This window comes from Streptomyces sp. NPDC047130, from assembly GCF_040643475.1.
GTDB lineage: Bacteria > Actinomycetota > Actinomycetes > Streptomycetales > Streptomycetaceae > Streptomyces.
The window spans coordinates 127,689-143,029 of sequence record NZ_JBEYUK010000012.1 but is presented as its reverse complement, the minus strand read 5'-3'; the positions used below and the strand labels follow the sequence as shown (position 1 = coordinate 143,029).

At 75.3% G+C, this 15,341-nt stretch carries 10 protein-coding genes; 8 read left to right on the top strand and 2 right to left on the bottom strand.

The annotated features are described in order from the left end of the window. Positions 1-110: 110 nt before the first annotated feature. The 3 genes from ABZ836_RS17025 to ABZ836_RS17015 all read left to right on the top strand — a co-directional run bounded on the left by ABZ836_RS17025 (position 111) and on the right by ABZ836_RS17015 (position 4,604). Complete coding sequence (locus ABZ836_RS17025) at positions 111-638, top strand: NUDIX hydrolase family protein (RefSeq protein ID WP_356134643.1); 528 nt, start codon at positions 111-113, stop codon at positions 636-638. A gap of 154 nt (positions 639-792) precedes the next feature. Further along, positions 793-1,026 carry a hypothetical protein gene (locus tag ABZ836_RS17020; protein WP_361142880.1) on the top strand — a complete coding sequence of 78 codons (234 nt, stop codon included), beginning with the start codon at positions 793-795 and terminating at the stop codon, positions 1,024-1,026. A 536-nt stretch (positions 1,027-1,562) separates the two neighbouring features. After that, complete coding sequence (locus ABZ836_RS17015) at positions 1,563-4,604, top strand: BTAD domain-containing putative transcriptional regulator (protein ID WP_356134500.1); 3,042 nt, start codon at positions 1,563-1,565, stop codon at positions 4,602-4,604. Positions 4,605-4,726: 122 nt separating this feature from the next. Here the strand turns inward: ABZ836_RS17015 and ABZ836_RS17010 are convergent, their stop codons facing one another. Both ABZ836_RS17010 and ABZ836_RS17005 read right to left on the bottom strand, forming a co-directional pair. Next, positions 4,727-5,977 (bottom strand): saccharopine dehydrogenase NADP-binding domain-containing protein, encoded by a 1,251-nt coding sequence (locus ABZ836_RS17010; RefSeq protein ID WP_356134501.1) that lies wholly within the window; start codon positions 5,975-5,977, stop codon positions 4,727-4,729. 171 nt (positions 5,978-6,148) lie between these two features. Further along, positions 6,149-6,346, bottom strand: a complete 198-nt coding sequence (locus ABZ836_RS17005) for a hypothetical protein (RefSeq protein ID WP_361142877.1) — start codon at positions 6,344-6,346, stop codon at positions 6,149-6,151. 197 nt (positions 6,347-6,543) lie between these two features. On the opposite strand from ABZ836_RS17005, the gene ABZ836_RS17000 reads away from it, so the two are divergent. The 5 genes from ABZ836_RS17000 (at position 6,544) to ABZ836_RS16980 (ending at position 15,275) form a co-directional block, all read left to right on the top strand. Further along, on the top strand, positions 6,544-8,595 hold the full coding sequence (locus ABZ836_RS17000; protein ID WP_361142874.1) for a BTAD domain-containing putative transcriptional regulator: 2,052 nt from the start codon (positions 6,544-6,546) through the stop codon (positions 8,593-8,595). A 131-nt stretch (positions 8,596-8,726) separates the two neighbouring features. Continuing rightward, on the top strand, positions 8,727-12,119 hold the full coding sequence (locus ABZ836_RS16995) for an amino acid adenylation domain-containing protein (protein WP_361142871.1): 3,393 nt from the start codon (positions 8,727-8,729) through the stop codon (positions 12,117-12,119). Beyond that, positions 12,116-13,495 carry a serine hydroxymethyltransferase gene (glyA, locus tag ABZ836_RS16990; protein WP_361142868.1) on the top strand — a complete coding sequence of 460 codons (1,380 nt, stop codon included), beginning with the start codon at positions 12,116-12,118 and terminating at the stop codon, positions 13,493-13,495. Before ABZ836_RS16995 ends, glyA begins: the two co-directional genes overlap by 4 nt. Then, positions 13,492-14,175, top strand: coding sequence for a DUF2461 family protein (locus ABZ836_RS16985; protein WP_361142866.1), 684 nt, complete (start codon positions 13,492-13,494; stop codon positions 14,173-14,175). The genes glyA and ABZ836_RS16985 overlap by 4 nt, the downstream gene beginning before the upstream one ends. Beyond that, positions 14,172-15,275 carry a GntG family PLP-dependent aldolase gene (locus ABZ836_RS16980; RefSeq protein ID WP_361142863.1) on the top strand — a complete coding sequence of 368 codons (1,104 nt, stop codon included), beginning with the start codon at positions 14,172-14,174 and terminating at the stop codon, positions 15,273-15,275. Before ABZ836_RS16985 ends, ABZ836_RS16980 begins: the two co-directional genes overlap by 4 nt. Positions 15,276-15,341 lie beyond the last annotated feature (66 nt).

Sequence of the window (15,341 nt, the reverse complement as noted above, 5' to 3'; positions counted from 1 at the left end):
CATTGTCAACAATTTTGTTCCCACTGAGGTCCGGTCCCTCGTGCGGGGGTCCTCGGCAGTGCCATCCCCCTGGACGGACCAAGGAAAGTATGATCGCCAGCGTGTCTGACATGACCGAAACCACGCCCGGTTGGCTGACCACCGACGAACTCGAACTCGCCCGCGCCCGGATGCCGATCCTGTACGTCGAGGCGGTGCCCGTGCGCGTCGACGACAGCGGGGAGGTCACCAGCGTCGGACTGCTGCTGCGGATCGGCCCGGACGGAGCGGTGACCCGCTCCCTCGTCTCCGGCCGCGTCCTCCACCACGAACGGGTCCGGGACGCGCTCCTGCGCCACCTCGAGAAGGACCTCGGCCCGGTGGCCCTCCCCCGGGTGCCGGCCTCGCTGCAGCCGTTCACCGTCGCGGAGTACTTCCCCACGCAGGGCGTCACGCCGTTCCACGACCCCCGGCAGCACGCGGTGTCGCTCGCGTACATCGTCCCCGTCGCCGGCGACTGCAGACCTCGGCAGGACGCGCTGGACCTGGTCTGGTTCAGCCCGCAGGAGGCCGCTTCGCCGCTGGTGCAGAACGAGATGCCGGGCGGCCACGGCGTCCTCCTCAAGCAGGCGCTGGCCCACATCGGCTGCCTGGGGTGAGCGGGTCCGGGCTCACGGGGCCGGCGCCCCGCCGACCCTCCTGAGCTCGGCGTTCCCCGTTTTCGGGCGGGCGCGGCGGGTACCCGCCTGCTGCGCCGAGCCCGTCCGGCCGGGAGCCGGGCGGGCGCCCGGAATCCTGAGGATGGGAGCTGACATGGCGGAATCCGAGAGCCCCGACGAAGAGCGGAACGACGCCGAGGAGCGGGAGTCCGGGACCCCGGACCGCGGTCCCGGCGCGCACTCCGGGCTGGAGCAGGAGGCGCAGGAGCGCGTCGTCCCCGGCACGGCGAGCGCCACCGAGGGGTACAGCGGCGGCGGCACCGGCGCCGGAGAGCCCCTGAAGGGCGTCGAGGACGAGGACGCCGCGGAGGACGAGAAGGACTCCTGAGCCCTGATCAGGACCGCCGCGCCACGGCCGGGACACCTCGGACAAGGGTGTCCCGGCCGCGGCGTGTTCAGTGGGTGCTCCACGTCTCCGGAACGGCGGCACGCCTGGGGCGAGGGACGCGCCCGGATCGACGGACGCGACCGGGCCGGCGGGACACCCGCGGTTCGGCGGGCGCGGCCGGAAACCGCTTGCTCCCGCCGTGTGCCGGGGCCTCGGGAGGGCGGGTGGGGCGGGGTGGCCGGAAGCCCCGTTTCCGGCGGTCAGGCTTCCGGTTGGCGCGGCCGGGACCGCCTGCGTGGGCACAGGCGTGCGACGGGTCGGCCGATGCCAATGTGGCCGAAACCGCGCGCACGACGCACTGGTCTCGGCGGGCGGCGTCTCCTGTCGCTGCGGGTTCGCCGCGGGAGGGGCCGCGACGGCGTTCGCGCCGAGGGCGGGAAATCGCCGTCGATGACAACGAGTGACGGTCCGCCCTCTCATCGTGGCTGGTTCGTTGTTGTAGCGTGGCCGCCCTGACTCAGGTCTTGGGGGGGCCGTTGAATCAGTTCGTCTTCCGCCTGCTGGGGCCCTTGGTCGTCCAGGCCGACGGAATCCCGCTGCGGATCAAGGGCAGGCGGCAGTCCGCGGTGCTGGCGATGCTGCTGCTGTCCGCGGACCGGACCGTGTCCGTCGACGCCCTCGTGGACGCCGTCTGGCCGGACGACCCTCCGGCGACCGCGCGCAACCAGATCGCCATCTGCGTCGCGACGCTGCGCAAGACCTTCAAGGAGGCCGGCGAGAGCGACCTGGTGCGCACCTCCCCGCCGGGATACGTGCTGGTGAGCGGGGACCACCGCATCGACGTCGTGGAGTTCCTGCGCGAGGCCGAGCGCGGGCGGGACGCCGCACGGCACGGGCGGGCGGACGAGGCCTGCCGCCTGCTGGAGGAGGCGCTGAGCAAATGGCGCGGCGCGGCCCTGGACGAGCTGCCGGGCGGGCGCATCGAGGCGGAGGCCGCGCGGCTGGAGCAGCTGCGGCTCGACCTGATGGAGGAGCGCGCCGGGCTGATGCTGGAGCTGGGGCGGCACCGGGTCCTGACCGGGGAACTGGGCGAGCTGGTCGCCCGGCATCCGCTGCGCGAGCAGTCGCGCGAGCATCTGATGCTGGCGCTGTACCGTTCCGGGCAGCGCGCCGAGGCGCTGGAGGCCTTCCGCCGGGGACGGCGGCTGCTCAACGACGAACTGGGCATCGATCCGGGCCCCGGACTCCAGCAGTTGCACGACCTGATCCTGCGGGACTCCCCGGAACTGACCCGGCCGCCCACCGCGGCCCCGGGCGGCCCGGCGGCCGCGGTGGGCGGTGTCGAGGCGGCACCGGCCCAGCTTCCGGCGGACGTCCGGCGGTTCACCGGGCGGCAGAACGAACTCGCCGCCCTGGACCGGCTGTTGAAGGAACCGTACCGCCCGCACGCGCCCGTGGTGGCGACGATCGCCGGTGTCGGCGGCGTCGGCAAGACGGCGCTGGCGGTCCACTGGGCGAGCCAGGCCGCCGAACGCTTCCCCGACGGCCAGCTCTTCGCCGACCTGCGCGGCTACGACGAGGGCTCCCCACCGGTCTCCCCCGCCGCGGTCCTGGACCGCTTCCTGCGCGCCCTGGGCGTGCCCGCCCCGCACATACCGGAGGACGCCGACGAGCGGGGCGCGCTGTTCCGCAGCATGCTCAGCACCCGCCGCACGCTCATCGTCCTCGACAACGTGCGGTCGTTCACGCAGCTGAGACCCCTGCTCCCGGGCGGCGGCCGCAGCGTCGTGCTCGCCACCGGGCGGGAGGCCCTGGACGACCTGACCGGGGACTACACGGCGCTGCGGATCAGACTGGGCGTGCTGGCGCCGACCGAGGCGACGACCCTGCTGACGAAGATCGCCGGGGCGGAGCGCTTCGGCAGCGACCCGGTGGCGCTGGAGCAGCTGAGCGCGCTGTGCGACTGCCTGCCGCTGGCGCTGCGGATCGCCGGGGCGCGACTGGCCGCCAAGCCCGGCCTGACGGTGCGGGGGCTGGTGGAGCGGCTGCGGGACCAGCGGCGGCGGCTGGACGAGCTGAGTCCGGAGGAGGGCGGGGTGCGGGCCGGTTTCCGGCTGACGTACCGCGACCTCACGCCCGAGGCGGCGCGGATGTACCGCCGGCTCGGGCTGATGCGCACCGCGGACTTCGCGGCCTGGGTGGCCGCGGCCACGGTGGGCACCGACCTGTGGCACGCCGAGGAACTGCTGGACCAGCTTGTGGACGCCCAGTTGCTGGAGGTGATCGAGCCGGTGCCCGGACGGGCGGCCCGTTACCGGTTCCAGGACCTGCTCCAGCTCTTCGCCCGCGAGCGCGCGGAGGCCGACGAGACGCCGCGGGCCTGCGACGAGGCGCTCGACCGGGTCTTCGGCGTCTGGCTGTGGCTGGCCGAGGAGGCGCACCGGCGGCTGAACGGGAACGCGTTCCCCGTCGGCCGACCCGCGGAGCCGGCTCCGGAGTACCTGCGGGAGGGGGTGGACGAACTGCTGGCCGCACCGCTGGACTGGTTCGACTCCGAACGCGGTCCCCTCGCCGACACGGTGGTGCACGCGGCCGGCACCGGCCGGGCACGGTACGCCTGGGCGCTGACGGAGAGCGCGGTGCCGCACTTCGAGACCCGCAACTACCTGGAGGACTGGCAGCGTTGCGCCGACGCGGCACTGTCCGCAGCACGCCGGGCCGGCGACCGGACCGGTGAGGCCACCATGCTGCGGCTGCTGGGCTCGCTCGCCATCTACCAGCGCCGCTACGAGCAGGCCGAGGGCTGGAACATGGCCGCGCTGCGGCTGCTGAAGGGGACCGGCGACCTCCACGGGGCGGCGCTCGCCCAGCGGAACCTGGCCATGTGCGCGCGGTTCCAGGGCGACTGGGAGCGGGCCCTGGAGTCCTGCCGGGCCGCGCTGGACGGGTTCTCCCGGACCGGCGACATCCGCAACCAGGCCCATCTGCTCGGTTACCTGGCCCAGATCGAGCTGGACCGCGGCGAGACCGAGCAGGCGCTGCCGCTCGCCGTGGAGGCGGTGGAGCTGAGCCGGCGGGCCGGGTCGGTCCGGGCGGAGACGCAGGGCCTCTACCGGCTCGCCGAGGTGCGGCTGCGGGCGGGGGAGGCCGAGCAGGCCACCGAGTCCTTCCACGAGGTGCTGCGCCTGGCCCGCAAGGAGGGCGACCGGGTCGGTGAGGCCCACGCGCTGCGCGGACTGGGCGAGGCCCAGTGGAGCCTGGGTCTCGCGGCGGCTGCCGGGCACACGCTGCGGCAGGCGCTGGAGATCACCAAGGAGCTGGCCGACCGCTTCCTGTGCGCCCGGGTGGAGACCGACCTGGGCTGCGTGGACGCGGTGGCGGGCGACCACGCGGCGGCCGTCGAGAGGTTCGAGCGGGCCCTGGACGTGCTCGGGGAGGTGGGCGCGCAGCCCTGGCGGACCCGGGTGCTGGCGCTGCTGGCCGCGGTGCGCGACGCGGACGCGGGGACGGAACGTTCCCTCACGCCGGGCGAGTTGCGGCGGCTGCTCACGGACGGGGCCGGCCCGGCGGAGGCCTGACGCAGGGCCGCGGCCCCGTCGAACGCTGCCCATCGGGCGCGGCCCCGTCCGGCGCGCCTCCCTCGGCCGCCGCCCCGGCGGGCGTGAGCCCGTCAAGGGCGACCGCTCCCCCGCCGGTGGGCTCAGGCGCTGATCCGTTCCGTCGTGAGGGTGAATCCGGCGGCGCGCAGCCGTCCGGTGAGGGCGTCGGGCATGGCGGTGGCCGGGGTCAGGACGCCGGCGGTCGCGGGGAGGCGCGGTCCGTCGAGGGCGAGGGCGAGTCCGCTCTCGCCGAGCATCACCGCCGTGGCCTGGTAGCCCGGGTCGCCCTTCGCGGCGCACACGGCCCGGTAGCGGGCCCCGGTGGTGGTGCGGGTGACGGTGGTCATGGTGAAGTGCCCGTTGGCGCGGGCCTGTTCGTCCGGTCCGGTGCCGGGCGCGGGCGCGAGGCGGCGCAGCGCCTTCAGTCCCGCTCCCCGGGCGACGAGGGGCCCCAGCGTCTGGTAGGCCACCATCGCGGCGGCGACGCCGGTCGCCAGGACCGGCGCCGTCCGGGACCTGCCGGTGGACATGACCTCGCGGTAGCGGAAGTCGGGGCCGTAGGCCCGGTCGAGCAGGGCCGCGCTGCGGCGCACGATCTTCGTGTTGTGCGAGGCCATGATGAAGGTCGTGACCCATCCGGACAGGCTGGGGTCCACGGTCCGGGCGCGGCGCAGTGCGTGGTCCCGCTGGGGTCCGAGGTCGGGTTCGCGCGCGCGGTCGGGGCTGAGGGCGTAGGGGTCGGCGAGGACCCGTCCCAGGGACCGGTCGCGGGCGACGGCCTCCAGCTGGGTGATGCCGGAGTCGACGGTGCCGCCGCTCATCCCGCCCTTGAGCGCCGCGACGAGGGTGGTGTCGGTCATCAGGCCGGCGTCGTCGTCCCGCAGCCGGCGGTGCAGGAGGTAGGCGTTCAGGTCGGAGGGGACCGAGTCGAAGCCGCACGAGTGGACGATCCTCGCGCCGGAGGCGGCGGCGACGTCGTGGAACCGCTCCACGCAGTCCCGGACGAAGAGCGGCTCCCCCGTGAGGTCCGCGTAGTGGGTCCCCGCCTCGGCACACGCCTCCACCAGCGGCAGGCCGTGGCGCGCGTAGGGGCCCACCGTGGTGACGACGGCGGTGGTCCGCCGTGCCATCGCCGCCAGGTCGGCGGGGCTGCCCGCGTCCGCGACGACGGTCGCCCAGCCGGTGGCGCCGTCGCCGAGCCCGTCCAGGACGGCGCGCAGCTTCTCCGGCGAACGTCCCGCCAACGCGATCCTGGTGCCGGCGGGGGCGGCCCCGGCCAGGTACCGGGCGGTGAGCGCCCCCACGAAACCGGTGGCGCCGAACAGCACCAGGTCGAACTCCCGCCCGCTCATCCGGTGAACTCCGTTCCCTCTGCCCTCCCGCGGCGGCTCGCGGAAGATCCTCCTCCACGGAGCCTTCCACGGAACGGCCGCTCCTGGACACCCCGGCGGCCCTCCCGAACGCCGAAGGTCCGCCCCCCGTGCGGGGGCGGACCTTCGGCGGAGCACCGGGGCCTGGGGAGGTCAGCCCCAGGGCATGTCGCCGTTCCGGTCGTCCGGGGTGCCGATGGGCTTGACGACGCCCCAGGGCATGTCGTCGTCGTGCGCGGCCATGACCGAGTGGGCGGCCGAGCCGGCCCCCGCGCCGGCTCCCGCGATCAGACCGGCCAGTGCGACCAGACCGGCCAACTTCGCCCGCTTCGACGTCCGAGTGCTGCGCATTGCGATTCCCCCTCATCGGTGGACCGACATTGCCGCTTTGCTGCGGTGCGAAGGACAGTAGGGACGCCCCCTTTCGCTTCCCTGTTCCCGCGATTTCGCGCGCCGGGGCCCCGTGAAATCGACACGATAACGGGACGACAACGATTGCCACTAGCGTCGCCCGGAGATTCTTCGCACGAATCATGAACGGGGGCGCCATGGAATTTCGAGTGCTCGGGCCGGTCGAGGCGCGGGAGCACGGACGCAGGGTGCCGCTCTCCGGCACCAAGCTGCACACCGTGCTCGCCGCGCTCCTGCTGGCACGCGGGGAGGTGGTCCCGGACGACCGGCTCAGCCGGCTGCTGTGGGGCTGGGCCCCGCCGGCGACGGTCAGCGCCCAGCTCTACACCTATGTCTCCCGGCTGCGGAAGATTCTCGGCGCCGACGTCCTCATCGACCGCAGGCACCCCGGATATGCCATGGCCATAAGCAATTCCCGTCTGGACCTGATCGAATTCGAGGAATTGGATCACGCGGGCCGGGAAGCGCTTCTGGCGCGGGACTACGAAAAGGCGGGCGAGCTTCTCCGCGCGGCCCTGGCGTGCTGGAGCGGCCCGCCGCTGCTGAACACCACCGACCACCTCGCCGAGGCCGAGGCGCCCCTCCTGACGGAGGCCCGCACGGCGACCCTGGAGCACCGGGTGGCGGCCGACCTGGCACTCGGCCGGCACGAGCAGCTCACCGTCGAACTCACCGGTCTGCTGGTCGCGTTCCCGCTGCGCGAGCGCATCCGCAGTCAGCTGATGACGGCGCTGTGCCGGTGCGGCCGGCAGGCCGACGCCATCCACCTGTACCACCAGGGGCGTGCGGTCCTGGCGGAGGAGCTCGGCGTGGACCCCGGCGAGGAGCTCCGGGCGACCTACCGTGCGCTGCTCGACGGATCGCTGGAGCGCCCGCCCCGGGCGCGGACCGGGGCGGGCACCGCGGCTCCCGACGGCAGGGCGGCCGGCGACCCGGCCGGGGAGGGCCGGGCTGCCCCGGCGACGCTGCCGCCGGACACCGTGGACTTCACCGGACGGGACCGGGAGCTGGCCGTGCTGGTCCGGGCGCTCGCCCCGGACTCCGACGCCGGCCGCCCGCGCCGGGTGCTGGTGACCGGCATGGCGGGGGTCGGGAAGACCGCGCTGGCCGTCCACGCGGCGCACCACCGCAAGGGCGACTTCCCGGACGGGCAGGTGTACGCCGACCTGCGGGCGCCGGACGGCACCGCGCGGCCCTGCGGGGAGGTGCTGCGGCGCCTGCTCAGGGCGCTGGGCGACACCGTGGAGGCGGGCACCGACCTGGACGAGCTGGTCCGCCGCTACCGGGAGCGCACCGGGGGCCGGCGGCTGCTGATCCTCCTCGACAACGCGGCGGGCGCGGCGCAGCTGGGGCCGCTGCTGCCCAACACCCCCGAGCCGGCGGTGCTGGTCACCGGACGCACCGCGCTGCCGACGGTGGCCGGGGCGCACACCGTGGCCCTGGACCCGCTGGAGGACGGGCCGGCCCACCAGGTGCTGGCCGCCGCGGCGGGTGCGGACCGCCTCGCCGCCGCGCCGGGGGCGGCGGCGGTGATCGTGCGGCACTGCGCCGGTCTGCCGCTGGCGCTGCGGATCGTCGGCACCCGGATCGCCGCACGGCCGCACTGCACGCCCGACCGGCTGGCCCGGCGGCTGGCCGACCCCGCCACCCGGCTGCGGGAGCTGCGCTCGGGCGACCTGGACGTGCACGGCGCGCTGCTGCCGTCCTGGCGTGCGCTGCCGACGGTGGCCCGCCGGGCGTTCGGGGCGCTCGCCGTGCTGGGGAACCGGCCGTTCCCCGCGGTGCGGGCGGCGGAGCTGCTGGCGGTGGCCGAGGGCGACGCCGAGCTGCTGCTGGAGACCATGGCGGACGCGGCGCTGCTGCAGGTGAGCGGTGCCGACGAGTGGGGCCGGCCCTGCTACCTGCTCCACCCACTGGTGCGCCTCTTCGCCCTCTCCCTGTCGGACGCGCCGGTGGACGGCCCCGTGGACGGGCCGCCGTCCGGCGGGGCGCCCGGCGGGCCGTCCGCGGTGCCGCACGGCGCACCGGACGTCCCGCCGGAGACCCGGGTCCCCGGCCGGCTGGACGTCGGGCTCCCCCAGCAGCCGTCCGACGGCGCGTCCGGGCGGCTCCCCGGCGGGGTGCCGGTGCGGCGGTCCGGCGGCGGGCGGGCGAGGGGCGCGCCGGCGGCGCGCTCGGGCGGAGCGTAACCGGTGGCTAACCGGCCCGCCCTAGCCTCGCCGTGTCCCGCGGCGCCCCCCGCCTCGCCCCGCCCCGCGGCGCGACCCTCCCCCAGCCTTCCGGCCCGATGAATTCCCGTTACCGCGAGTGGAGTTGGACCATGACCGAGCTCTTGCACGGCCCCCTCGAGGACGCCGCGCCCCTCACCGAGCCCTTCCCGATGACCGAGACGCAACAGGCTCTGATGATCGGGCGGGGAGAGGGCGTCGAGCTGGGCAGCATCGGCTGCTACGGCTACTTCGAGTGGGAGCGCGCGGGCCTCGACCCCGACCGCCTGGCCGGGGCGTGGCGGCGGGTCGTCGCCCGCCACGACATGCTGCGCGCGGTCGGCCGCTCGGACGGCACGCAGCGGGTGCTCACCGATCCGCCGCCGTACCCGATACCGGTGGTGGACCTGCGCGACCTGCCGGAGGACGGGGCGCGGGCGCGGCTCGAGGAGCTGCGGACGGAGATGAGCCACCGGGTGTTCGCGGTGGGCGCCTGGCCGCTGTTCGACCTGAGGATCGTGCTGCTGCCCGGCGACGACCGTCCTGGGCGCATCCACCTGGGCATCGACCTGCAGGTGCTGGACGCCTCCAGCGCCTTCCAGGTGCTCTTCCCGGACCTGGTCGACCTCTACGAGAACCCCGGTGCCGAACTCCCCGCGCCGGGCCTCACCTTCGCCGAGTACGCGCGGTGGCGGGCCGACGTCCTCCCGCACACGGAGGCCTTCCGCGCCGCCCGCGACTACTGGCTGGAGCGGGTGCCGCAGCTGCCGCCGGCGCCGACCCTGCCGGCAGGCCCGGCGCGCGAGGGGGAGGTCCGCTTCGCGCGGCACGAGCACCGCCTCTCCCCCGCCGACTGGCGGCGCTTCCAGGACGTGGCGCGGGACGCCGAGCTGACGCCGTCGGTGCTGCTCACCGCGGCCTTCGCCGAGGTGGTGCGCTGCTGGGCGGAGGAGACGGACTTCACGCTGAACTACCCGGTGTTCCAGCGGCCCCGGGTGCACGAGGACATCGGCGGGGTGCTGGGCGACTTCACCAACGCGGTGCTGCTCGCGGCGGACGGTTCCGGCGCGACGTTCCTGGACCGCGCGCACGCGCTCCGCGACCAGCTGCGGCGGGACACCGGGCACGGCGACTTCAACGGCGTGCGCGTGCTGCGCGAGCTCACCCGGCTGCACGGGGCGGGCGCCCAGGCCGGGATGCCGGTGGTGGTGACCAGCCTGCTGGACTACCCCGCCCGCCGGCCGGTGACCGACCTGGGGCACGAGGTCTACTCGATCTCGCAGACCCCGCAGGTGTCGCTGGACGTCCAGCTCCGCGAGCTCGGCGGTGAGCTGCGTGTCATCTGGGACTACGTGGACGGGGCGTTCGCGCCGGGCTTCACCGAGGCCGCGTTCGGCGCCTACGTCGGCCTGCTGGACCGGATGGTGAAGGACCCGGCGTGCCTGCGCAGCCGCCGCTTCGACCTGATCCCGGCGGCCGAGCGGGAGTTGCGCCGACGGATCAACGACACCGCCGGCCGGATCCCGTACACCACCCTGCACGAGATGTTCGCCGAGCAGGCGGCCCGGACCCCCGGCGCGGAGGCCCTGGTGGACGGCCGGCGCCGGCTGACCTACGCCGAGCTGGCGGCCTACGCCTGGCGGATCGGCCGCCGGCTGCGGGAGCAGGGCGTGCGGCCCGGGCAGCTGGTGGGCGTGGTGACGGAGAAGGGGTGGGAGCAGTACGCGGCCGTGTACGGCGTCCTGGCCTCCGGGGCGGCGTACCTGCCGCTGGACGCGTCCGTGCCGCCGGAGCGGCTGCGCGGCCTGCTGTCCCGGGCCGGGGTCGGCACGGTCCTCACGCAGTCCTGGGTGGAGCCGCGTCTGGAGGGCGTGCCGGACGTCCGGACGCACCGCGTCGACCTGGACTTCGAGGACGGCGACGCCACCCGGCCGGAGACCGTGCAGACCCCGGCGGACATGGCGTACACCATCTTCACCTCGGGTTCGACCGGTGAGCCCAAGGGCGTGATGGTGGACCACCTCGGCGTGGTCAACCTGGTGCGGGACGTGGCCGCGCGCTTCGGCGTGGACGCCTCCGACCGGTTGCTGGCGATCTCCGGACTGCACTTCGACGCCTCCGTCTACGACGTGTTCGGGGTGCTGACGCAGGGCGGCACGGTGGTCGTCCCACCGCCGTTCGAGCACGCCGAGCCGGACGTGTGGGCCGAGCTGGTGGCGGCGGAGCGGGTCACCCTGTGGAACTCCGTGCCGGTGCTTATGGAGCTGCTGGTCGGCGAGGCGGAGGTGCGGGAACGGCGGGACGGGCCGCGGTTGCTGGAGTCGCTGCGGCTGTCGGTGCTGTCCGGCGACTGGATCCCGCTGACGCTGCCGGACCGGCTGCGGGCGCAGGCCCCCGGCATCCAGGTGGTGGGTTCGGGCGGCCCGACGGAGACCATCTGCTGGTCGCTGTTCCAGCCGATCGGCGAGGTCGACCCGACGTGGACGAGCATCCCGTACGGCACGCCGATCACCAACCAGCGCTACTACATCGTGGACGCCACCGCCCACGAGCGTCCGATCGGCGTCGTCGGGGAGATGGCCGTGGCGAGCGACGTGGGTCTGGCGCTCGGCTACCGGGACGACGAGGAGCGCACCCGCGCCCGGTTCGTCCACCTGCCGGAGACCGGCGAACGCGCGTACCTGACGGGCGATTTGGGCCGTTACCTGCCGGACGGCGGCATCGAGATCCTGGGCCGTGACGACTTCCAGGTGAAGATCCAGGGCCACCGGATCGAGCTCGGCGAGATCGAGGCCGCGCTGCGCCAGGACGAGGAGGTCACCGCGGCCGTGGTGGTCGCCCCGGCCAGCGCCCACGGCGTCCGGCGGCTGCACGCCTTCGTCGTGGCGGCCGACGGCGCGGGCCCGGGCGCGCGGATCCTCGCCCGGCTCTCGGAGCAACTGCCGGGCTACATGGTCCCGTCCGCGATCACCGTGCTCGAGGAATTGCCGCTGACGCGCAACGGCAAGGTGGACCGCCTGCTGCTGGCGTCCACGTCCGGCAGCCGGCAGCCGGACGGGAGCCCCGCCGCGGCCGGCGGGGACGGCGAGGACGGCGGGATGCTGAGCCCGCTGGAGCTGGTGTGCTGCGCGGCGGTGGGCGACATCCTCGGGATCGACCAGGTCGCTCCCGACGACAACTTCTTCAAGCTGGGCGGCGACTCGCTCAGCGGAACCAGGCTGGCCGGGCTGCTCCAGGATCTGCTGGGGGTGCCGGTGCCGGTGCGGACGGTGTTCCGGACGCCGGTCGTCGGGGAGCTCGCCGCGAAGATCGCCGCCGACGAGGAGCACGGCGCCGGCGCGGTGGCCGCCGCGGAGGCGCTCGGCGCGCTGTCCCCCGACGACCCGGCCGGCCCCGACAGCGCGGCCGACCCCATCGACCCGGCCGGCCCGGCCGACGGCCCGCCCGACGAGCCGGACGGTACGCGGGCCGCGGCCGCCGCACACTCCAGGAGGGAACAGTCATGACGTTCACCCTGCCCGCGCCGCTCGACGCGGCCGAGGACCGGGCCCTGCCGGACGGGAGCGGCCTGACCGCCTTCGCCGGCCACGCCGCCGACCGGCTCCGCCGGACCGACGCGGCCCTGTACGACCTGCTGAACCGGGAGACGGCGCGGCAGAACAGCACCCTGATGATGGTGGCCGCCTCCAGCGTCGCCGACCCGTCGGTGCTGGCCTGCGGCGGCAGCCCGCTCGGCAACCTCACCGCCGAGGGCTACCCGGGCGCCCGCTACCACGGGGGCTGCCAGGTCGCCGACGAGATCGAGCGGCTGGCGGTCCAGCGGGCGTGCACGGCGTTCGGGGCGCAGGACGCGATCGTCCAGCCGCACTCGGGGTCGTCCGCCAACCTGGCCGTGCTCACCGCGCTGCTCGCTCCCGGGGACACCCTGCTCGGGCTGGACCTGGACTGCGGCGGCCATCTCACCCACGGCTCCCCCGCGTCGGTCAGCGGCCGCTACTACGACGCCAAGGGCTACCGGCTCACCCGGGACGGGCTGCTGGACTACGACCAGATCCGCGAACTCGCCCTGGACCACCGGCCCAAGCTGATCGTCGCCGGGGCGAGCGCCTACCCCCGCACCATCGACTTCGCCCGGTTCCGGGAGATCGCGGACGAGGCGAACGCCTACCTCCTCGCCGACATCTCGCACATCGCGGGCCTGGTCGCCGCGGGCCTGCACCCGAGCCCGATCGACCACGCGCACGTGACCACGACCAGCACCTACAAGCAGCTCTACGGGCCGCGCGGCGGGCTGATCCTGCTCGGCCGGGACGCCCGGCGGGCCGGCCCCGAGCGGGGCACGCTGGCGTCGACCATGCGCCGGGCGGTGTTCCCCTTCACCCAGGGCACCCCGGACCTGGCCTCGGTGGCGGCGAAGGCGCGCGCCCTGCACCACGTGGCGGGACCCGGCTTCGCCGAGCTGGCCGAGCGGCTCGCGGAGGGCGCCCGGGCCATCGCCGAACGGCTCACCGAGCGCGGCCTGAGGCTGGTCACCGGCGGCACCGACACCCACATGGTCCTGCTCGACCTGCGCGGCACCGGCCTGACCGGCGACGTCGCCGAGGAGGCACTGGAGTCCTGCGGGGTCATCGTCAACCGCAACCGGGTGCCCGGCGACACCACTCCGGTGCGCACCACCGCCGGGCTGCGGCTCGGCAGCAACACCCTGGCGGCGCGCGGGATGGACCGCGCGGCGGCCGCCGAGTGCGCCGACCTGGTCGCCGACGTGCTCGACGCGCTGCGCGCGGGTTCCGGGACCCTGCCCGAGGCGGTGCGCCGCGCGGCGCGCGCCCGGGTGGCCGAGCTGTGCGCCCGTCACCCGCTGCCGGGGTACCTCGCGTGACGTTCGGCGGTTTCCCGGCCTCGGCCCCGCGGCTGTACGCGGACCTGTCGGCCGACAACACCAAGGAGGCTTGGCGGTCGCGCCTGCGCGAGGTCTACGAGCGCGACGTGCGGGCCCCGATGCTCGTACTGGCCGCGGAGCTCTCCGCGCACTTCGCCGGCGACGCCGGCGAGGTGCGCGTCCTCGGCCCGGTGCGGGACACCCGGATGTCCCGCGACAAGTCGCCCTACAAGACCTACCAGGGCGCCTACCTGGACCTGCTGCCCGCTCTCGGGTTCTGGGTCCACCTGGACCGCGACGGGCTCTACGCCTCCGGGCGCTGGTACCCGCACGGGAGCGCCGAGGTCGCCCGTTACCGCGCCGCCGTCGAGGAGGAGGACGGCGGCGCGGAGCTGGCCGCGATCGTGGCCGGGCTGACGGAGCGGGGTTTCGCGGTGGGCGGCAACCGGCTGGTCTCCCGGCCGCGCGGCGTCGCGGCCGGCCACCCCCGCCTGGACCTGTTGCGGCACCGCACCGTCGACGCCGGAAGGCGGCTGGGCCCGGGCCCGGCCCTGGCGTCGGCGGGGGCGGCCGCGTTCGTCCGGGAGACCTGGGAGCTGACGCGCCCGCTGCTGGAGTGGGCCGCGGCCCGCGGGCTGACTCCGGAGCCCTACGACCGAGGAGCTGACGCCCCGCCATGACCACGACGACCGTGACCGACCTGCGCAGCGACACCGTCACGCGACCCACGCCCGGCATGCGCAGGGCGATGGCGACCGCGGAGGTCGGCGACGACCTGTTCGGGGAGGATCCCACCGTCCGCGCGCTGGAGGACCGGGTGGCCGAGATGTTCGGCTTCCCGGCCGCGCTGTTCGTGCCGTCGGGGGTGATGGCCAACCAGATCGCGCTGCGCCTGCTGGTCGCGCCGGGGCAGGAGCTGGTCTGCGACGCCGAGGCCCACGTCCTGGCCCACGAGGAGGGCTCGCCGGCGCGGTACGGCGGGATCCAGACGCGGACCGTCTCCGGCGAGCGGGGGCTCCTCGACGGGGAGGCGCTGGCGCGCGTCCTGCGGACGGGCAACGCCTACACCGTCGGCACCCGCGCGGTGGCGCTCGAGCAGACCCACACCCGGGCCGGCGGCACCGTGTACCCGCTCTCCACCCTGCGCGAGATCCGGCGGCTGACCGCGGACGCCGGGATGGCGGTGCACCTCGACGGCGCGCGGATCTGGAACGCGCACGCCGCGACGGGCACGCCGCTGTCCGCGTACGGGGCGGCGGTCGCGGACACGCTCGCGGTGTGCCTGTCCAAGGGGCTGGGGGCGCCGGTCGGGTCCGTGCTGCTGACGACGGCCGAACACCTCTCGCGCGCACGCTCGTTGAGGCATGGCATGGGGGGCGGGATGCGGCAGTCGGGGATCCTGGCCGCCGCCGGCCTGCACGCGCTGGACCACCACCTGGAGCGCATCGGCGAGGACCACGTCCACGCGGAACTCCTCGCGGCGGGGCTGCGGGAGGCGGGGTGCGTGGTGCGGGCGCCGGAGACCAACATCGTGCTGGTCGAGGTGCCGGACGCCGAGGGCGTGGCCCGGCGGGCGGCCCGTGAGGGAGTACTGGTGACCGCGCCCGGACCGGACGTGGTCCGGCTGGTCACCCATCTGGACGTCGGACGACGGGAGTGCCACCGGGCCGTGCGGGTCCTGGCCGCCGCCGTCCGCGAGGACCGGCGGGTGCCGCTGCGGGCCGAGGGCCCGGGCACGGCATCCGCGACGGCGAGAGAAGAAAGCGAAGTAGCGCGATGACATGGGAAGTTCTGCCGGCGACCGCCGGGCGATGGGACGACGTCCAAGCCGTTCTGCAGCCGCGGA

Bases quoted from the DNA above. Each gene is read 5' to 3' on its own strand.
- glyA (WP_361142868.1), top strand. From the start codon at position 12,116: ATGACGTTCACCCTGCCCGCGCCGCTCGACGCGGCCGAGGACCGGGCC.
- ABZ836_RS16995 (WP_361142871.1), top strand. From the start codon at position 8,727: ATGACCGAGCTCTTGCACGGCCCCCTCGAGGACGCCGCGCCCCTCACC.
- ABZ836_RS17010 (WP_356134501.1), bottom strand. From the start codon at position 5,977: ATGAGCGGGCGGGAGTTCGACCTGGTGCTGTTCGGCGCCACCGGTTTC.
- ABZ836_RS17020 (WP_361142880.1), top strand. From the start codon at position 793: ATGGCGGAATCCGAGAGCCCCGACGAAGAGCGGAACGACGCCGAGGAG.
- ABZ836_RS17005 (WP_361142877.1), bottom strand. From the start codon at position 6,346: ATGCGCAGCACTCGGACGTCGAAGCGGGCGAAGTTGGCCGGTCTGGTC.
- ABZ836_RS17025 (WP_356134643.1), top strand. From the start codon at position 111: ATGACCGAAACCACGCCCGGTTGGCTGACCACCGACGAACTCGAACTC.
- ABZ836_RS17000 (WP_361142874.1), top strand. From the start codon at position 6,544: ATGGAATTTCGAGTGCTCGGGCCGGTCGAGGCGCGGGAGCACGGACGC.
- ABZ836_RS16980 (WP_361142863.1), top strand. From the start codon at position 14,172: ATGACCACGACGACCGTGACCGACCTGCGCAGCGACACCGTCACGCGA.